Source organism: Enterobacter sp. JJBC, assembly GCF_036936505.1.
Taxonomy (GTDB): domain Bacteria; phylum Pseudomonadota; class Gammaproteobacteria; order Enterobacterales; family Enterobacteriaceae; genus Enterobacter; species Enterobacter hormaechei_C.
The window spans coordinates 4,033,233-4,052,367 of the sequence record NZ_CP136935.1 but is presented as its reverse complement, the minus strand read 5'-3'; the positions used below and the strand labels follow the sequence as shown (position 1 = coordinate 4,052,367).

The 19,135-nt window shown below is 54.7% G+C and carries 14 protein-coding genes; all 14 read left to right on the top strand.

Annotated elements, in window-relative coordinates; translation table 11 throughout:
- Window positions 1–10: 10 nt before the first annotated feature.
- The 14 genes from RY075_RS19465 to RY075_RS19400 all read left to right on the top strand — a co-directional run bounded on the left by RY075_RS19465 (window position 11) and on the right by RY075_RS19400 (window position 18,968).
- Window positions 11–2,428, top strand: coding sequence for a hypothetical protein (locus RY075_RS19465; RefSeq protein ID WP_338627919.1), 2,418 nt, complete (start codon window positions 11–13; stop codon window positions 2,426–2,428).
- Window positions 2,428–2,838, top strand: a complete 411-nt coding sequence (locus RY075_RS19460) for a hypothetical protein (protein ID WP_338627918.1) — start codon at window positions 2,428–2,430, stop codon at window positions 2,836–2,838. The genes RY075_RS19465 and RY075_RS19460 overlap by 1 nt, the downstream gene beginning before the upstream one ends.
- Before the next feature lie 39 nt (window positions 2,839–2,877).
- Window positions 2,878–3,135 carry a PAAR domain-containing protein gene (locus RY075_RS19455; RefSeq protein WP_115396277.1) on the top strand — a complete coding sequence of 86 codons (258 nt, stop codon included), beginning with the start codon at window positions 2,878–2,880 and terminating at the stop codon, window positions 3,133–3,135.
- A 2-nt stretch (window positions 3,136–3,137) separates the two neighbouring features.
- Window positions 3,138–4,298 (top strand): hypothetical protein, encoded by a 1,161-nt coding sequence (locus RY075_RS19450; protein ID WP_338627917.1) that lies wholly within the window; start codon window positions 3,138–3,140, stop codon window positions 4,296–4,298.
- 26 nt (window positions 4,299–4,324) lie between these two features.
- Window positions 4,325–7,696, top strand: coding sequence for an ImcF-related family protein (locus tag RY075_RS19445; protein ID WP_338627916.1), 3,372 nt, complete (start codon window positions 4,325–4,327; stop codon window positions 7,694–7,696).
- Window positions 7,697–9,316: a type VI secretion system protein TssA gene (gene tssA / locus RY075_RS19440; RefSeq protein WP_338627915.1), complete on the top strand. Its 1,620-nt coding sequence runs from the start codon at window positions 7,697–7,699 to the stop codon at window positions 9,314–9,316.
- A 13-nt stretch (window positions 9,317–9,329) separates the two neighbouring features.
- Window positions 9,330–9,992 (top strand): DUF2726 domain-containing protein, encoded by a 663-nt coding sequence (locus tag RY075_RS19435; protein ID WP_338627914.1) that lies wholly within the window; start codon window positions 9,330–9,332, stop codon window positions 9,990–9,992.
- 27 nt (window positions 9,993–10,019) lie between these two features.
- Window positions 10,020–11,789: a type VI secretion system baseplate subunit TssF gene (gene tssF / locus RY075_RS19430; protein ID WP_338627913.1), complete on the top strand. Its 1,770-nt coding sequence runs from the start codon at window positions 10,020–10,022 to the stop codon at window positions 11,787–11,789.
- Window positions 11,753–12,841, top strand: a complete 1,089-nt coding sequence (gene tssG, locus RY075_RS19425; protein WP_338627912.1) for a type VI secretion system baseplate subunit TssG — start codon at window positions 11,753–11,755, stop codon at window positions 12,839–12,841. The genes tssF and tssG overlap by 37 nt, the downstream gene beginning before the upstream one ends.
- A gap of 67 nt (window positions 12,842–12,908) precedes the next feature.
- Window positions 12,909–13,436 carry a type VI secretion system lipoprotein TssJ gene (gene tssJ, locus RY075_RS19420; RefSeq protein WP_338627911.1) on the top strand — a complete coding sequence of 176 codons (528 nt, stop codon included), beginning with the start codon at window positions 12,909–12,911 and terminating at the stop codon, window positions 13,434–13,436.
- A gap of 4 nt (window positions 13,437–13,440) precedes the next feature.
- A complete protein-coding gene (gene vgrG, locus RY075_RS19415; RefSeq protein WP_338627910.1) occupies window positions 13,441–15,783 on the top strand; it encodes a type VI secretion system tip protein VgrG in 2,343 nt (780 codons plus the stop codon).
- 2 nt (window positions 15,784–15,785) lie between these two features.
- Window positions 15,786–16,613, top strand: coding sequence for a DUF4123 domain-containing protein (locus RY075_RS19410; protein WP_338627909.1), 828 nt, complete (start codon window positions 15,786–15,788; stop codon window positions 16,611–16,613).
- A 46-nt stretch (window positions 16,614–16,659) separates the two neighbouring features.
- Window positions 16,660–17,181 (top strand): DUF3304 domain-containing protein, encoded by a 522-nt coding sequence (locus RY075_RS19405; RefSeq protein ID WP_090392790.1) that lies wholly within the window; start codon window positions 16,660–16,662, stop codon window positions 17,179–17,181.
- Complete coding sequence (locus RY075_RS19400; RefSeq protein ID WP_338627908.1) at window positions 17,181–18,968, top strand: DUF2235 domain-containing protein; 1,788 nt, start codon at window positions 17,181–17,183, stop codon at window positions 18,966–18,968. The genes RY075_RS19405 and RY075_RS19400 overlap by 1 nt, the downstream gene beginning before the upstream one ends.
- Window positions 18,969–19,135 lie beyond the last annotated feature (167 nt).

Genomic DNA, 19,135 nt, shown 5'->3' with positions numbered 1-19,135 from the left:
GATGACCGGAATGAAAATCTGTTTTCCTGCCCGAAAAGCCAATGGCGATAACTACGCCACAGTGGATGACATGATGAAACTGCTCCTTCAGGAGCCACACGGCTCCTGGCTGGCCGGAACGAATAACATGTGGCATGGCGGGATCCACATTACGAGTGAGAGTGCTCCCGGCTCAGTGCTGACAAACGAGACGGCAGACACGGCGGTGCCGCTTCAGTTTATGGCGGGTGGCGAAGTGGTGGCCTGGCGTGTGAATCAGGATTACCTGACGTCCACGTACATGAATAAGCCGCTGCAATATTCCAGTACCTTTGTGCTAGTCAAATCCACCTGCACCCCCGATCCTGAAAAGAAGGCCAACAGCCTCGACTTTTACACGCTGTATATCGGGCTTGCTCCGCTGTCGGCTTTCCCAAAACACAAGCTGTATAAGGTCACAGACAAGGGCGACGGGCTGAGTCAGCGTGAATATACCGGCAAAGAAAAAGCCGGAGATAAGGCGCCGGTAGCGAAGAATAAGCTGAAAACAGGTGACAGCGTCGTTGTTCTGCGTGAGAACGCCTTCGACCTGAAAGGACAAACGCAGACGTTTGGGCTTGCCCGGGCGCTGAACAGCAAATCCGAGATGACCGGTAAAGCGTTCTGGATGTCACTCGATCCGCAATATGTGACACCTGTGGGTGAGCAGATGGCACACCTGCCGGCCTGGATGCAGCAGGCTGTAGCGCAGGGCACATTTGATACTGTCGTTAAACCGGCAACCAGACTTGAGGTTGCAGCAGGTGATGCGGTGGGCTATCTGGCGGAAGACATTGCCCCCTGTGACTTACACGGTGTGGAGAAAAGTGCGTTCGCGCACATTGAAGTGCTCAGCACCGACAGCCGGATGATCGATTTTTTGAGCAATAAGGCACAGGTGAAAAGTGGCCCGAAATACGTTCATATTCATCCGGAGAGTTCGGTCTATGCCCGTTCCGGGGATACCTTCACCAAAACTGAAGGTAAGGTGAAGAAAGATATTCACAAAATCATGCCGCAGGACAAATGCCATCCGTTCAAAGACAGCAACGGCAAGCGCTGGTTTGATATCGGAGACGGGGCCTGGGTAAGCGAAGACGATGTCGATGCGGATATCGGCCAGTACGACCTGGACAAACTTGGCTTTAAAGCATTTGAAGAACCGTCCACATCCGATATGACGAAATCCCTGCGTGAGGGGTGGATCAAAGACGGGTTCACCAGAATGGCGGAGTGGGTACGCCCTGAACGCGGTATCCGGGAAAAACAGGTCTCTGACTATTACAAAGCCCTGCTGAGAAAAATGGACAGCGATAACAGTGGTGACCTGTCAGGCGAAGAACTATGTCACGCGGTTAATTACGCGGAGCTGGATGTCAGGGATATCGCGGCGCGAATGGTGGTGAAACACGACAGTGAATGGTTTGGCGGCAGCAGCCATCACCGGTGGAGAACATTTTTAAAGCAGATGGATCCCCTCTGTATCAGCTATGTCAGACAGTGGTTTGACGACATGGAATGGATGAGCGAGGTGGATGGATTCAGCGGTGACCCTGTCTGGCATATGCATCCAGTGATATTTTTAGACGCAATTAATGAACATGGGATATGTGCATGTAATCGAGATATCACTATTGAGGAACTTCAAAAGATAGCCCAAGGCGTGAATGCTGATACACTAAAAAGTTATTTAGATGGGTTAAATGCAGGCTTTAAGCGGTTTGAAATCACTAAGTGTCGAGATAAAGCCCATTTCTTAGCACAAGTTTTGCACGAAAGTGGGAATTTTAGATTTACCAAAGAAATTAATGGAGAAAGGGCCTCTTATCAACCGTGGTATGGTAGGGGATTAATCCAAATTACACTACAGACTAATTATGATAGTTATGGGAATTATATTGGTGAGGATGTATCATCATCCGACTCGGCCAGAGATAAATTAACGGCACTGCCTCATAGTGTTCTTTCTGCATTTTGGTTTTTCAAAATTCACAAATCTTTGGATATTCCCTCTGGGAATGATGATTTCAACAAAATAACAGCAGTCATAAATGGTGGTTTCAATGGTTATGATGATCGCCTAAATATATTTAATAAGGCTGTGAAAAGTCTTCATGCAGAGCATTTGAATAAAAAGAACGAGGATGGAACATATCCATTTACGTCCAGTGAAATTTACAATAGTAAGATTTACTCATTCGGTTGGGGGCTTTGGCATGATCCAGGGTCAAGACGACATGGCACAGATAAGAATAAAGATAAAGCATTAGCAGGCTACAAGCGTGCAAAAGAACTCATAAATGCAAGCCCCTTCCCAGTAAGGCAGGCACATAGAAAAATTTACGGAGTTGAGTATCAAGAGGTACTCAATTATATAAATGGAAGAATTACGGCTCTAGAGGTGTCTTAATGAAAGTATTAGTTGCGATTTTGTCAGTATTTGCTATGTCACTCAGTTCATTAGCTCATGCGAGTGAAACTGTAGGGTGCTTTAGTGCAGGGAAGACGAATGTTAAATTCTTCCAAATGACTCAGGATGGATTAGATATTGGATATGTTAAGTACGAACATGCAAAATCGGCAATTCCATTGCTTTTCGTAAAAACAGAAGAAGAACAAGATTCTGCTGACCGTCCCTCATCTTTTACAACCGATTGGAATGAAATGCTGAACGGAAAAGTAAATGGGTATTATACGGTAATGTCACAAGGTGCTCGCTTTTATCAGTTTGATTATAAATCATTAAAAGGGAAAGTTACCGAGTTCTCTGAAAACATAGGTGCATACAATGATGATCGTTCAGATTGTGTGTGGAAGTAATGTTTCTATATTATTCTAAGCGTAACAATAGGAATGCTGATGCAAGGAATTATTCGTCTCGGTGACAGAACCACGCACGGTGGAGCCGTATTGTCATGCTCAACGACCATGCTTTTTGGTGATATTGGTGTGGCCCGTAAAGGTGATCGAGTTTCCTGCCCTGAGCATGGTGATACCACTATTGTCGAAGGTAACCCAAATTATCGCGATCGCGGAGTTCCTGTGGCATTCCATGGCCACAAGTGTGGTTGCGGCTGCACGCTTATCAGCTCACTGCCCAATGCTCTGGTGGGATAAACGTGCCGGTTGAACTTGAGCGTATTCCCGTGCAGGAAAAACTGCCGCCCCGTCCGCGTTTTAAACGCTGGCTCCTCCTGGGCATTGTGATGTTGTTGGCAGGGGTTGCGACCACATTCCTGTTCTGGAAGGGCGAGCGCTCAGGTGCCGCTTTCTGGGGGCTGGCAACAGGATTGCCTGTCGTGTTGTGGGGCCTGCTGGTTGTCGGACGCTATCTGGGATATGCCCTTCTTTGCGGGCGCTGCGACCAGAAAAATGCCACGACTGCCGCACGCTACCGTGCAGACGTTGCGCGTGGTCAGCGCTTTGCCTGGCTTATCGGTGAAGTCCTGATTAACGGGCTGGGGTCTGCCAGCCCGATGACACACGAGGCCGTGTTAGCCAAAAAGCCCCTGATGATGCCCTGTGAGCCCGTTAATGGTGGCAATCCGGTTCGTCACCGGGCGCTGTCGGTCGCCGGGGAAATGGCTGACCGGGAAGCGCACTATTTTCAGGAAGTAATCGCCCACGTCCAGAATCTGGTGTCGTTGCTCCCGTCAACGCTGACCTGCTATCTGGCGGTGGATACCGGTGAACAGTTTTCGACATTGCCATCGCTCCTGCAAAAAAGCATGTCCCATCCGCTGGTACGCATTCGCGACCTGACGGGGCTGGAAATCCTGGACTACTGGCTGGACTGCCATTATGACCATGCTGCGGCGTTACTGCTGGTCAGCGCTCAGCTTTACGAACACCCGCCAGAGGACAGTGGCGAGGCCATTTCCATGTTACTGCTTACCAACTGCCGCCTGAAGGACATCCCGGATGTGTCGGTCAGGGTTCACCGGCCGCAGATCTGTCGCGATGGCAATCTCGATCGGGCATTTGAACGCGTCATGATGTGGTCAGGGCTGGAAAAAACTGCACTGAAGCAGGCCTGGACCAGCGGCGGCCAGATGGCCTCCGGCGATATCTTCAGCAAGGCCCGGGAGGCACATGCCCCGGGGCTTAAAGCCGATAAAATTACCCATATTGATACGGTTGTCGGATTTGCGGGCGTTGCCGCTCCCTGGCAGGCGTTACAGCTGGCAGCCCGTCAGTGTTTGAGCGACAGCGAAGCCCAGCTAATTGTCACCGAACTTTCAGAAGACAACCGACAACTCTGTATTGTCACCCCGGAATAACTCTCAAGGGATTGCTCTCCTCCGTTATGAAAATCGCATCCACTTTTCTGCTTGCGCTGCTTCTGGGCGCACTGTCTGTCTGCCTCATTGGCGGCGCACTCTTGTTATGGCCGGAGTGGGTTAAGGACACCTTCAATATAGGGCCATTCAGTACGACCGGCATAGTGATAATCAGCCTGCTGCTGATGCTGGCAGCATTGATTATCGGCTGGGTGCTTGAAACCGTATTCGCTAAGAACGGTGAGAAACAGGGAAAGCTGGATGTGGTCGCCTCCGGACAGCAGGCTGCTGCATCCCAGCCTGAAGCAAAGCATACCGACGCGGACACCTCCCGGTTTGTGGCTGAGGCGCTGGTCGATCATTTGCGCCTGCGCTATCGTCGTCGCTGGAAAGCAAAAGTTCGCCTGATGCTGGTACAGGGTACCGACAGTGATATCGAAAAGGTGGTGCCGGGTCTTAAGGGCGATCACTGGCAGGAAAGTGACGGTATTGTGCTTATTTACGGCGGTCTTGCAGAAAGCGTGCCGGATGATGAGTTCCTGTCCGTGCTGAAAGCAGTGCGACCACAGCGTCCGCTGGATGGCGTGGTGCAGGTGATGAACGCGGCTGCACTGCCCGATACGGCGAAGCAGGACACGCTGGTGCGTGTACGTCAGAAAACCGATACTCAGCTGGGCTGGCAACTGCCGGTCTGGTTGTGGCTTGTCCGGGAAGGTTACTGGGACCAGGACGGAGTGGGTGTACCTCCAGCCGGCGCGCTGTTTGGTCCAGGTGCGACAACGGAAGAGGTCCGTTCGACATTGACCTCACTCTCGTCGGACCTGCAAACCCCAGGCGTGTTGGCGCTGCTGGAGAACTCTCAGCACCACTGGCTGTTGAGCCTGTCGAAAGCCCTGCGCGGCTCGTTGCGACGCTCCCTGATCCCGCTGCTGACCACGCTGATGTCAGGGCCAGCCCCATACCGTCTGCGGGGTGTGATGTTCAGTCCGGCATTGCCAGGGACCGAAACGGTGCCGCATGCGCGCCTTTCACCACCGGTCTGGCAGGCGCTCGAAAACGACAGCCTGCAGGTGCATGCCCGTAAAATCGGTTTCCACTGGCAAAAGGTGCAGCGCCTGGTGCTGCTCGGTCTGGTACTGCTCTGGGGGGCGGGTACGCTACTGTCCCTGTCCGTCAACCGCACCCAAATCTGGCTGGCCCAGGATACGGCCCGGGTTGCCGCTGACACTAAACAGCCTCTGCCGGAGCGCCTGCGTAACCAGTTAGCACTGCAGCAGACCATTGCCCGCCTGCAGAACCGCGAAGTGCACGGCGCGCCGTGGTACACCCGCTTTGGCCTGAACCAGGACAGCGACACGCTGAAGATGCTCTGGCCATTATATGCCCGTAATAACCAGCAGCTGATGCGCGATGCGCTGACAGACGAACTTCACCGCCAGCTTAACGCTTTTGTGCAGTTGCCACCGGCAAGCACCGCACGAACGTCAGCCACCCAGAAGACCTACGGCCTGCTTAAAGGCTACCTGATGCTGGCCCGTCCAGACAAAGCGGATGCGGAGTGGCTGGCGGGCAATATGCTGAAGGCCTGGCCGCACCGCAGCGGCGTGCCGGACAGCGTGTGGCAGACCCAGGCGCCGAAGCTGCTCGGCTTCTGGGCGCAGAACTTACCGGCACACCCGGAGTGGAAAATTTCTCCTGACCGCGAACTGGTGGGGACGGTACGCCAGATTTTGCTTAAACAGATAGGTCAGCGTAACGCCGAATCCGGTCTGTACCAGGAGATGCTCGGGCGCATTGCCCGAAACTGGCCGGATTTAACCCTGGCGGATATGACCGGCGACACGGACGCGTCAACCCTGTTTTCTTCTGAAGAAGTGGTGCCGGGGATGTTTACACGTCAGGCGTGGGAAGAGCAGGTTGAAGATGCGATTGATGAAGTGGTGAAGACCCGCCGCGATGAAATCGACTGGGTGCTGACCGACAAAACCCATCAGCCGGGCAGTGATGTGTCACCGGAAGCGCTGAAACAGCGCCTGACTGAGCGTTACTTCACTGACTTTGGCAACGCCTGGCTCAACATGGCCAACAGCATTCAGTGGCACGAAGCGTCATCGCTTTCGGAGGCCATTGCGCAACTGAACCTGCTGGCGGATGTGCGCCAGTCACCTCTGGTGGCGCTGATGAATACGCTTGCCTGGCAGGGTCAGACGGGTGCCAAAGGAGAAGCCCTGGCTGACACCCTGGTGGACTCGGCGAAAAAACTGGTGGGGCGTCAGAAGAGTGCAAAACAGTTTATTGAACAGGCGCAGGGGCCGAAAGGGCCGCTGGACGGCGTCTTTGGGCCGCTTACGGGGCTGATGGCCGGCAAGGACGGTACCGGCTCAAACGGTAACCTCAGCTTTCAGTCCTGGCTTGCCCGTGTAACCCAGGTGCGTCTCAAGCTGCAGCAGGTGACCAGCGCCCCTGATCCGCAGGCGATGGCGCAGATGCTGGCCCAGACCGTCTTCCAGGGTAAAGCCATTGACCTGACTGACACCCGTGACTACGGCTCTCTGGTGGCGGCAAGTCTTGGGCAGGAGTGGAACGGCTTCGGGCAGGCGCTGTTTGTGCAGCCGCTCGACTTGGCCTGGCGTCAGGTGCTGGCTCCTGCCGCAGGCAGCCTCAATGCCCGCTGGCAGAGCACCATTGTTTCGCAGTGGAACACCGCCTTTGCCGGACGCTATCCATTTAAGGCCACCGGCAGCGATGCTTCACTGCCACTGCTGGCCCAGTTCCTGCGCAGTGACTCCGGGCGTATCGCGGCATTTATCAAAACCAACCTCGGGGGGATGCTGCATCAGGAAGGCAACCACTGGGTGGTGGATCCGGCTGCCAGTCAGGGAATGAGCATCAGTCCGGCGTTTCTTGCCGCCATCAACAAGCTTGCCGATATCTCGGATATCGTTTTTGCTCAGGGCGATGCCGGGGTTCATTTCGAACTGATGGCCCGACCGTCACGCGATGTGGCCCGCACCCAACTGACGCTCGATGGTCAGAAACTGGATTACTTCAACCAGATGGAAAGCTGGCAGAGCTTCACCTGGCCGGGCAATACGTATTACCCCGGTGTGGATCTGAGCTGGCGCTCAGTCAATACAGAAATGCGCCTGTATACCAGTAATCAGGGAAACTGGGGCTTTATCCGTCTGCTGGATAAGGCGCTTATCACCCCGCTCGACAGCAGCCGGACACAACTGGTGTGGATCACTCCGGATGGCAATCCGCTGAAATTCATCATGCGCAGTGAGCTCGGTGACGGGCCACTGGCACTGCTCAAACTGCAGGGCTTCAGTCTGCCGCAGACTATTTTTTCCGTGGGTGCGACTGATAGCTCACTCACCCTTGCCGGAGACGAATAAATGGCGACTGCAGAAACGCTCCTGACCCTGTGTCTTCCGGACGCGGTCCAGCGTACCGCACTGCTCGCTAAGAGCCGGGAAAACCTCTCTCTGTGGTCGCCGTGGCTGACACCACTCCCGACGGGTAATGGAGCCGGGGATGACCCGACCTATGAGGATGATTTCCAGCTGATGCGCGAGGAAATCAACAAACTCTCCGGTATTGATACCGATACGCTTTGCCGCCTGGCGGAAAGTATTCTGACCCACCAGGCCCGTGATATCCGTGTGGTCACCTGGTATGTCTTTGCCCGTCTGCAGCGTGATGGCGATGCCGGGCTGACGGATGGCATCCTGCTGCTGGCAGCCATGCTGGAGCAGGCGGGGCAGCACTGCCACCCACAGCGCAGTACCGCAAGACTGGCAGCACTCGACTGGCTGAACAGTGAGAAAGTGCTCGATACATTCTCGCGCTGGCCGGATGTGACGCGTGAAGAGACCGCCAGAACAGCAGCCGCGCTGTGTTTACTGGAAACGGCCCTGAAACAGCTGCCGGAGGCGGAATGCCCTGACTTTGCCGGTTTGCTGCGCAGGCTGGAAACCCGCCTGGCTGGTAGCGGCGGGCTGGATACACCGGTGGCTTCATCAGGACCGGACGGCTCAGGTGAAAGCACCCACAGCACACCGACGTCAGGCACTGCTGTACCGGAAACCGTGGCTGTCAAATCGGAAGTGGAACTGGTCCGTCAGCTGCGGGTGCTGTCCGGCTGGGTGGTTGAGCAGCCGCAGGGCTGGCTTGCCGCTCACAGGATGATGAAGGCCGCCCGCTGGGACCTGGTGACGCAACTTCCGGCTCTTGATGCAGCCGGGCGGACACGCCTGCTGCCGCCAAAGGCTGACTACCGCGCCCAGCTTAAACGTCTGTACCTGCAGCAGAGCTGGACTGAACTGGTTGAGCAGGTGGATGTGATGTTCTCTGAGGGCGGTAACCGCTTCTGGCTCGATTTGCAGTGGTATCTGTGGCAGGGGCTGAGCCGGGCTGGTGCGCCCTGGGAGCACTGGGCAGAGTACATCCTCAGCGACCTGAGGCTGTTACTGAAACGCCTGCCAGGCCTGGAGACTCTTGCATGGAACGATGGCACGCCGCTGGCCGATGAGGTGACGCTGAACTGGATAGCTGAAAAGGTCAACGATGACATGCCCGGGTTTGCCGATGCACCTGCGGTGGCAAACGGAGGCCAGACAGATGACATATCTGCGCTGGAAGTGGAAGCGATGGAAAAAGGTGACCGCGATGGCCCGGAGGCAGCGCTGACCTGGCTTCAGAATCGTCCGGACATGGCCTCACCCCGGAGCCGCTGGTTAATTCGTTTACTCATGGCGCGGGTGGCAGAGCAGTACGGCCGCAACGAGCTTGCCCTGCACCTGCTCGGTGAGCTCACAGCCAGTGCACCGCAACTGACCCTCACTGACTGGGAGCCTGGACTGTTGTTTGACGTGCTTGCCCGCCGTCTTCGGCTGTTGCGTCTGAAAGCTGGTCGCAGCGAGAGCGACAAAGCCCGGCTCACCCCGGAAATGGATGAACTGCTGGCTGGCTTGATTTCCATTGATCCCGCCCGGGCGATGGTGCTGTGCGGTTAGAAAAGAGGTAAACATGATGGATGTTTTGTTCTGGGTCGCTGCCAGCTTTGGTGCTGGCGTCTGGGTTGGAGTGCAGCACAGAAAAAGTCAGCGAAAATCCTTTCGGCAGTCCACATCGAAGAACCGTACTGTCCGAAGCGAAGCTCAGCCAACAACTTGTCCCCCCGCGTCGTCGCCACATCCAGCCGTAAAATACAGAAACTCTCGCTGGGAAGAGAAGGAGGACCTGTTCTGGGGAATGGTGGAAGAAGGTGTCATTCTTGAAAACAAAAAATACATGACAACCCCGACCGAAAGACAATATCTGGAAAAGCTCGAAGAGTGGTTTGGTCAATATTGTCGGATATTTTGTCAGGTGAGCCCCGGGCGCTTTTTGAAGTTACCGGAGCAGGAGGCGTTCAGTGCTGAAGAAAGAGCGCGTTTCTTTACCCAGTTTAATGCGATGTCCGTGGATTATGTTCTGGTCTCCAGAAAAAATAACAAAATTGTCTGCGTCATTGAACTGGATGATAAAAGCCATGAACTTGATGAGCGTATTGCACGTGATAAACGGCTCGAACATATGTTTGAAATGGCCGGTGTTCCGTTACTTCGTGTCAACGTTGACGAAATGAACACTCAACCTCCCGTGTGGGATCGTCGTAAGGCTGTAGAAGAAAGAATGGCCGTTTCCTGAAATTTACTGAATTGAGTACTTTCTCCCATGGATGATTTAACCCTTCGCTATTACGAAGCCGAAATGCGCTACTTGCGCGAAGCCGGTAAAGAGTTTGCCCGCGCCCACCCCGACCGCGCGGCGATGCTCAACCTGGATAAAACCGGGGCCCGTGACCCGTATGTTGAGCGCCTGTTCGAGGGCTTTGCCTTCCTGATGGGCCGCCTGCGTGAAAAACTCGATGATGACCTGCCGGAACTGACCGAAGGGCTGGTGAGCCTGCTGTGGCCACATTACATGCGCACCATTCCGTCGCTGTCGGTAGTGGCGTTCACGCCGGACTGGCGCCAGCTTCGCAAAATGGAAGTGCTTGAAAACGGCTTTTCCGTCCTGTCGCGTCCGGTCGGTCCCGATAACACGGTCTGTCAGTACCGCACCACCCGTGATGTACACCTGCAGCCGCTGCATCTGAGTGAGGCCCGCCTGCAGACAGAGCCTGATGGTCGGGCCGCCATTCGCCTGCGTTTCGAATGCCCCGATAAAGTGGACTGGTCAAAAGCCGGAATTGATAAGGTGGCCATTTACCTCGATGCAGACAGCCCGGTGGCCTCGGCCCTGCATCTGGCGCTGACGCGCCGGGTGCAGGCGATGTATGTCCGCCACAGTGAGACCCGAACTGAGCGGGTACGCTTTGACGGCTGGTGTAAACCCATGGGCTTTGATGATACCGACCGGCTGTGGCCTAAAGGAGACTCCGCGTTCAGTGGCTACCAGTTGCTGCTGGAGTATTTCAGCTTCCGCGAGAAGTTTATGTTCGTGGAGCTCAGAGGCCTCGAGCTGGCAGGGCTGAGTCAGAAAACCACCTGGTTTGAGACCGATATCGTGCTCGATGGCGGCTGGTCGTCAGACATGCCGTTTGAGACCGACAACTTCCGCCTGCACTGCGCGCCGGTCATTAACCTGTTCTCACTGGAAGCGGACCCGCTGACGCCTGACCCGCTGCAGAACGAATACCTGCTGCGGCCGATGCGCGTGCAGGATGGTCATACGGAAATCTACAGTGTGGATTCCATTCACGGTGCGGTGAAAAACGGCAAACATCCATACGTACCGTTCACCAGTTTCCGTCACCGCGGTGGCATGATGCGCCATGACGCGCCGGAGCGTTATTTCCACACCCGCGTGAAGCGCGGCCCCTCGGGGCTGTATGATACCTGGCTTATTCTTGGCGGTAAGGCATTCGAACTGGAGCAACTGTCACAGACCCCGGAGTCGCTCTCCATCCGCATCACAGGTACCAACGGTCAGCTGCCGCGCCGCTCACTCCAGAGCACGCTGCTGGACAGGGTGGTGAAGGCGGGCAAAGTGCCGGTTCGGGTCATGAACCTGAAGGTGCCAACTTTGCCGCTTTACCCACCGGCAAATGACCGCTTCCACTGGCGGGTGATGAGCCATCTGGGTTCAAGTTTCTTAAGCATGATGGATAACCCTGAAGTGTTACGCGGCACGCTGGCGCTGTATGACTGGACCGACGATGAGATGAATCGCCGACGCCTGGAGGCGATTGTTGCCGTGAAGCACACGCTTATCCGTCGCTTTGAAAAGGGCTTTATGCTGCGCGGGGTGGACATTGAAATCACCCTTAATGCCGATAACTTTGCCGGGGAGGGAGATGTCACGCTGTTTGGCGAGATGCTGCATCGCTTCTTTGCCCTTTATGCCGATGTCCACCTCTTCAATCAGCTCACGCTGGTCCTGCAACCGACAGGGAAACGACTGCGATGGAAAGAGAATCACAGCCAGCACGTTCCGGGCTGACAGAAGCGCTTCGCGACGACATCTGGCGGGTTAATTTCTACCGCTTCTGTCAGTTGCTGGAGCAGGAGAACCCGGATGCACCGAAACTGGGCAGCACCGAGAAACTGTCCGCCGACCCGGTGCGTTTTCGTCCGTGGCCGGGAATGGGCTTCCCGGTCAGTGAACTGAAGGCGGTTGAAACCGATGAGGACCACCCGGACCTGTCGCCGACGGTGCGGACCACTTTCCTCGGAATGTACGGGGTGGACTCCCCGCTACCGACGGCGTACCTCGATGATATTGCGCAGCGCCGGGAGGGGTATGAAGCCACCACCGCGTTTCTTGATATCTTCAGCCACCGTATCCACACCCAGTACTACCGTATCTGGCGCAAGTACGCTTACCCGGCGACCTTCGAAGCCGGTGGCGTGGATGACACTTCTCAGTGTCTGCTGGGTCTGGTGGGGCTTGGCATCCCGGGAACGGCGGAGCAGATTGCCACGCCGGTCTCCCGCTTCCTGGCGCTACTGGGGACCATGCGGTTGCCAACCCGAAACGCCGAAGGCATCCGCCAGCTGGTGAGCCTGCTGGCCCCGGAGACCCGGGCCACGGTTATCAGCCCGGACCCGGTAAAAGTTCCCGTGGAGAACCGCAGTGGACTCGGCAAAGCCAGCCGCGTGTCGCTGTCACAGCGGGCCACGCTCGGCAGGACCGGGAAAGAGGCCTGCAGCCGTATCCTCCTGATGCTGGCGACTGACAATCCGCAGGAGGCGCAGGGCTGGTTGCCCGGCTGTCAGCTGCACACTGACCTGATGGTGCTGTTGCGGGTGTACATGGGTTATCGCTCCGATGTACGCCTTCGCCTCACGGTACCGGTAAGCTGTCTGCCTGAACCACGTCTGGGTAAGGCAAGCCGGGTTCAGCTGGGCCGCACCGGCGTGCTGGGCCTCAAACGCGACCGTCCCACGACCCGTACGCACCTCACCGTGAGTTTGGGCGCCTGTGAAGGCCTGACCTGTGAGACCCTGCGGCCGGCCGAGCCCGGCGGCTATCGCTTCGACTTATATTCCTGAAAGCAATACCCAACACCAGACACATTCAACACGCCCCTGTTTCTGAACGCTGAAAAGGACTCCACGAATGACTTTCGCTTCCCTGTCGCGCAGCGCCGCACTGATGCTGCTCTGTTCCCTGTTGACCGCATGTGGCCTGACTCAGGCCGTGTCGGACGGCACCGTCAGCGCAACCAGAGCCATTTTCTACAAAAAAATAAAGGTGCTGCACCTGGACTTCGAGCCACGTGCCGCAGCCAATGCCGATGAAAGCCAGACCCCGCTTGCCACCATGGTACAGGTCTACCAGCTGAAGGACCGCCAGAAGGTGGACGCGGCTAACTATCAGAAGCTGCTGCGTGATGCGGATAACACCCTGAAAGAAGACATCGTCGCCAGCAAGTCGCTGCTGGTGATGCCAAAAGGCAGCATGACGCTCAATATGCCGATGAACGAAGAGGCGAAATTTGTGGCGGTGGTGGGGTTGTTTAATCGGCCGGATATCAAAAACAACACCTGGAAGCTGGTACTGAGCCGCGACGAACTCGATCCGGACAAGCCGCGGGCTATCCAGCTCAACAGCACCGGGCTGACCCTGGTTCCGGTGAAGGAGTAAACCCATGGACAGCACCCTCGATAACTGGCTGGCGCTGTTTGACGGGCAGACCCGCTACCGCCTTGAGATAAACGACAGCATCCTGAAGCCGGATGTGCTGAACTTCCACGGGCGGGAAGCGCTGAATACGCCGTTCAAATGGCGCATTGAGTTCACCACCCCACAAAAAGGCATCAGCCGTCAGGATGCGATGCTGAAGTACGCCACCCTCAGCATGCTCTCAGGCCGGTTTGTTCAGGGCATTATCACCGGTTTTGAGGTCCTCAACGAAACCGTGGACCAGACGCATTTCGCTGTGACGCTTTCCTCGCGCCTGGCACTACTTGCCCATACCCGCCGCTGCGCGGTCTGGCAGAATGTTTCGGTACCGGAACTGGTGGAGCAGGTCCTGCGCAGCCACGGGCTGGAAGGAGCGGATTTTGAATTCCGGCTGGAACGGACTTACCCGGTCCGCGAACTGATAACCCAGTGGCGTGAGACCGACCTGCAGTTTATTCAGCGAATACTGGCCGAAGACGGCATCTGGTTCCGCTCCGGGGTCAACACCACCACTGGTCTTGATACGGTGACCTTCGCCGACAGCCAGTTGCAGTATCAGTTTGATGTACGCCTGCCGTATCGTGAGCCTTCTGCCCTCCATGACGGCGCAGCCGAAGCGGTGTGGGATGCCAGAGTGTGGCACCACACGGTGACAGGCAGTGTGGCCATCCGGGACTACAACTACCGCACGGCCGGTACGCCGATGGATGCAAAGGTCAGCGTCAGAAACGAGGTGGCAACTATCGGCGAACATTACCGCTACGCGGCCCCGTACCGCGAAGCGGGCGATGACACCACCTCTGAGCCGGAAACCGAAAGCGGGGCGTTTTATGCTCGTATCCATCACGAACGTGAACTGAACAGGGCCATTCGCCTGCACCTGTTCAGTAACGCCAGTCATCTGACGCCCGGGATGGTGCTGGAGACCGGCGACAGTGGTGTGCCGGAGCTGAAAGAAGGGATGGTGATTACGCTCACCACTTTCCGCGCGGCCCGGGACACCCGTCTGCATGTCTCGGTGTGGGGCATGCCCTACAGCGAGCAATTCTGCTTCAGACCCGAGCCTGTACCACGTCCGCTGATTGCCGGGACCCTGACGGCACGCGTCGAGAGCGATGAGAAAAATGCACTGTATGCCCATCTCGATGAAACGGGACGTTACCGGGTGAAGCTGGACTTCAGCCGTGAAGACGCAGAGCCGGGCTATAACTACCTGTGGATACGCCAGGCCAAACCGTACGCCGGGGAAACGTACGGCTGGCACACGCCGCTGATAAATGGCACTGAAGTGGGGATTGCCTTTGACGGCGGCGACCCGGACCGCCCGTATATCGCCCGTGCGTTCCATGACTCTGAGCATCCGGACGTGGTCACCCGCGATAACCGCAGCCAGAACATCCTGCGCACCGCAGGTCAGAACGAACTGCGGATGGAAGACCAGCGCCAGAATGAGCATATCGCACTCAGCACGCCGTTCGGGGCCACGGCACTGACCCAGGGCCACATCGTGGACGCGGAGAACGCGCTACGGGGCACCGGCTTTGAGCTGCGCACCGATGAGTTCGGAGTCATCCGTGTGGCGAAGGGGTTGCTGGTCACCGCCGATGGCAAAGTGCACGGCGAAGGCGATGTGCTGGATATGGACGTGGCTCTCGGAGAGATTGAGACCCTCCGGACGCAAATCGAGGGACTGGCCACAGCAACCCGACAGGCAAAAGCCCTGGAAGCTGATATCGCCAGCCAGCAGGCGATGTTCGCCGCACGGCTGAAAACTCTCAATGAGATGCTTCACTTCTCAGCACCCGAGGGGATGGCGTTTACCAGCGCAGAGCATCTGCAGCTGGCGGCCACTGACAATATTGCCCTGAATGCCGGTGGTGATATCAGTATCGGGACCCAGGGGCATATCACCGGACTGGCGGGCGACAGCGTGGGAATGTTTGCCCAACACGGCAAGCTAAGCCTGATTTCGGCTCAGGGGCCGGTACAGTTTCAGGCTCAGAACGGGATGATGCACCTGAGCGCGGAGCAGACACTGACCCTTATCTCTGCCAGAGAGATGCTGCTGGCCGGGAAGAAGCGAATACGTCTGGTGGGTGGGGGGAGTTCCATCCTCATCGAGCAGGGGCAAATCAAGTACGAGACGGCGGGAACGTACACCCGCAAGGCCAGCCGGCTGGATACGGAAGGTGGTGCTTCGCAGAGGATAGAAATGCCAGCCTTGTACCCGCCAATCGAAAATAAAATTTGTATTCCTTGTCTGCTTAAAGCTATTCAGGCGAATGATGCGATAGTGCAGGGAGCATAAAAATGGACAGTACAGAACTCATTACAGCGTTATCCTGCAGTTCAGACGAGAACATCAGCCTGCTGTTTGAAGCCGGAGCGCAGCCGGAGGCCGATTTTCTGGCATTTAAAGAGCAGCATGCTCACAGGCTGCATTCTCTGTATATCCATCCTCAATTGACAGAATTTCAGAACTACGGCCCCTGGTTGCTGGAAATTGATAATGAAGAGCAGTTACCTGATTATCTGACGTCTTTGCCAGGATGTGCCGCAGTCATTGTTTCAACGCGTTATTCATCAATGCTGTCAGTGCAGCTATCACGTGGATGCACTATTGTGCAACCTGATGGTTCTACGGCGCTGACGCGCTTCTATGCGAGCCACGTTATCGGTGTGCTGGCGCAGTGTGCCGAGAACGACTGGCATGCCTTTCTGTTCAACGGCATCACACAATGGTGGCTTCCTGGCGAAACGCAGTGGCAGGCACTTGTCATAAAGCCCCCGGAAGCAGATAAGCCTACTAATCATATTATCAGGCTTGATAAAGCCACCTGGGAGCAAATCGCGGATAAGCCCGAAGTGACCAGTGTCCTGAAAGAATGGCAGAAAATGCCGACCAGCAGAAAGTTCCCAGCTTGTGCGCAGCGCTTGATGGTGATTAAGGCGCTGAACAAAAGTAAAGAATCGGGTTTGTTATCCGCGGCTGATCAGAAAGTGTACGCGCTGTATTACCTTAATGGTGGGCGGCAGGCGCTGGAATCAGATGCACTGAAGGTTGCATTACCAAAGGTGCTGAATGGAACACAGTCGCTGGCAGAGATGTTGGTTAACCTTGCGGATATACAGTACTGAAAATCTGAATGGTTAATGATGTGTGCTTCAATCAGAGAAATAATAAATGGGATTTTTTAAGACTTACGACAAAGTTGATAACGCCGTCAATCGTGGCTATGTCCGCTGGAAAAAATGGATCTGGGGCAGTTTATTGGCTGTGGTTCTGGCATACGTTGGCTGGCTAGTCTGGGCATCCATCTGGGGGCCACCGACGGGGCCAGTAACATTAATTATTCACAGTGAAATTGACAGGCCCATTCTGGGATTCAGTGTTAACGGAGTGGCAGGGCCAAATGCGTTTGCTCACGGAGGTGGTAAGGCAACCTGTTGTGGCAGTATCAGTGGGAAAACAGCGGAAGTTATATGGACATTAAGCACCACACGTGCTCAGTACGATGCGGGTCTTCGTAAAGAAACTCGTCGGGTTGTGATGCCAATGCCAGAAAGAAAGTGGGGAGAGAATGATTTGCATGTTCACTTTTTGCCCGGGGATAAGGTGTTGCTGGGCTGGAGTGATAATGCCTGGTCGCCTTATGAAAAACGTCCTGATATTCCAGATAAGACTGTAAAGCAGGGGCAAAATTGATGGATATCGAAAGTATTATTGCTGCTGCCAGTCGTGCACAGCAGGCTGATGATGCCGGGTTGGGAAATTGTTCGCGTGTTTGGCATGTCGGTTTCTTTTTTGATGGGATTCACCGAAATATAGACCAGGATGCTATAGAGGCACGTCTTAGCAACGTATCGCGCCTATTCAGGGCGTTTCCGGACGAAGAAAAAAATACCGATCAGGATAGCTATAACTCTTTGTATTTTTCGGGGCTTGGCACACCATTCAATGAAGAACTCTCTGAGAAACTGCATACCATTATGGACAGTGCACAAAGCTCTGCATTGAATGATTTAAAAGATCAGCCAAAAGAAATTGCGAAGGATGCTGGCCTGGATTATTTGAAAAGTGGTAACTGGTGGGAGGTTTTAAAGGACTCAGGGAAAAAACTGATAAGCCCTTCGGAGTGGAAATCACTGGTGGGGGATGTAGCCAAAAACGCCGCAAAGAAATCAGGTATCGAGGCAACCCCCTGGTTGCGTGATAATCCCGTCATTGCAGATATGTTAGTTACCGGTGTCGATACGCGAATAAATTCGGCAAAATTACGTTTTGAGCGTTTCTTTGAAAGAACCAAAACCAATAGCTCTGTACCGATCAAACTAATATCTATCTCATTCTTTGGATACGATGTCGGTGCAACTCTTGCACGTAAATTCATTGATATGTTGATTGATGATATTTGTCAGAAACAGGGTGATAAACATACTTACCAGGCGATCCCCGTAGAGATTGTTTTTACAGGTTTGTTTGATTGTGCCCGTCATACTCCCGCAAGCAATAATAATGGCGTGGACTGGTTTATTTCTGCTTTCGGGGGGCCAGTAAAAGGGATTAGCGTGCTGATGGGCGATAAGTCTGTTGATCAGGAATCGGCATTGCCGGATACGGTTAAAAATGCACTGCATCTGGTCGCCGCCCATGAAAACCGGCCCTGGCGTAGCGTCTATTGTCTTGGTGGAAGTAATAATAAGCACAAGGAAGAGCTGTTACCCGGTTGCGCGGAGGATGTAGGGGGAGGCCTGAAGCCAAATGAACAAAAACCGAGTGCAGAACTTTGCCGGGTAGCCCTTCACCGGATGTACCGGGCCGCGACGATGGCTGGTGTTCCATTTCCAGATTTACAAACACTAGATCAGACGGATACTGATGTTGCTGCCTATTTTATCATGCAGGACAAGGTTAAGAACAAGTCTGTCGCTCAATGGACAAAGCTGTATCAGCAAGCGGTGCCTTTTAACACTGTCAGCATCGGAGCACAGAACTGTCATCTGGACAGCTATATTGAGTGGCTTGGGCGACAATACTATCAATACCGCTTTGAATGCATGAAGTATGAAAAACAACGTGGCGATATTTTAGCCTCCGCTGGTGCTTCTGCCGGGTTATTGGGGATTTCACCACAGGCAAAAGAAACTTCAAGACACTACCAGAATGAACTTGATGTGTTGCACAAAAATTGGGGTTGGCTGGACGATGTCCATTATGCTGCAATAAGAATGAAGAACAGTATGGAAAACAATCCAAATGATAAGCGTATCCAAATCGTTCCTGATATCTACAGGCCAGCATTGAGGCGAGCGAGACGTTTTCTTGATTATGCCCATGCTGCTTATCTTGGTCAGCCTCAGCCTTTCCCCGAAGATAATGCGCCCTCAGATATGTATGCCTGGTTTATTCATAACAGACAAGCAACTGGAAATGATGTTGGCATCTCTCAGGACTTCCTGGTGATTCGTTCACTGGAAAAACCTGATGTGTAATCTGTAACCGTCAGTGACCCTTGGGTCATTCATCTTTATTTATTCTTTAACGCTTATTACTTGATATTCCGTCATTGCCAGGGTACAGATGGTGTATGGTATGAAGAAAATAATTCTTCGCATGCGTAGTGGCCTCGGCAGATTATAACTACTATTCAATTATGGAA

What these genes read in the sequence shown, in the direction of transcription:
- RY075_RS19465 (WP_338627919.1), top strand. Translation starts at nt 11, where the DNA reads ATGAAAATCTGTTTTCCTGCCCGAAAAGCCAATGGCGATAACTACGCC.
- RY075_RS19460 (WP_338627918.1), top strand. Translation starts at nt 2,428, where the DNA reads ATGAAAGTATTAGTTGCGATTTTGTCAGTATTTGCTATGTCACTCAGT.
- RY075_RS19455 (WP_115396277.1), top strand. Translation starts at nt 2,878, where the DNA reads ATGCAAGGAATTATTCGTCTCGGTGACAGAACCACGCACGGTGGAGCC.
- RY075_RS19445 (WP_338627916.1), top strand. Translation starts at nt 4,325, where the DNA reads ATGAAAATCGCATCCACTTTTCTGCTTGCGCTGCTTCTGGGCGCACTG.
- tssA (WP_338627915.1), top strand. Translation starts at nt 7,697, where the DNA reads ATGGCGACTGCAGAAACGCTCCTGACCCTGTGTCTTCCGGACGCGGTC.
- RY075_RS19435 (WP_338627914.1), top strand. Translation starts at nt 9,330, where the DNA reads ATGATGGATGTTTTGTTCTGGGTCGCTGCCAGCTTTGGTGCTGGCGTC.
- tssF (WP_338627913.1), top strand. Translation starts at nt 10,020, where the DNA reads ATGGATGATTTAACCCTTCGCTATTACGAAGCCGAAATGCGCTACTTG.
- tssG (WP_338627912.1), top strand. Translation starts at nt 11,753, where the DNA reads ATGGAAAGAGAATCACAGCCAGCACGTTCCGGGCTGACAGAAGCGCTT.
- tssJ (WP_338627911.1), top strand. Translation starts at nt 12,909, where the DNA reads ATGACTTTCGCTTCCCTGTCGCGCAGCGCCGCACTGATGCTGCTCTGT.
- vgrG (WP_338627910.1), top strand. Translation starts at nt 13,441, where the DNA reads ATGGACAGCACCCTCGATAACTGGCTGGCGCTGTTTGACGGGCAGACC.
- RY075_RS19410 (WP_338627909.1), top strand. Translation starts at nt 15,786, where the DNA reads ATGGACAGTACAGAACTCATTACAGCGTTATCCTGCAGTTCAGACGAG.
- RY075_RS19405 (WP_090392790.1), top strand. Translation starts at nt 16,660, where the DNA reads ATGGGATTTTTTAAGACTTACGACAAAGTTGATAACGCCGTCAATCGT.
- RY075_RS19400 (WP_338627908.1), top strand. Translation starts at nt 17,181, where the DNA reads ATGGATATCGAAAGTATTATTGCTGCTGCCAGTCGTGCACAGCAGGCT.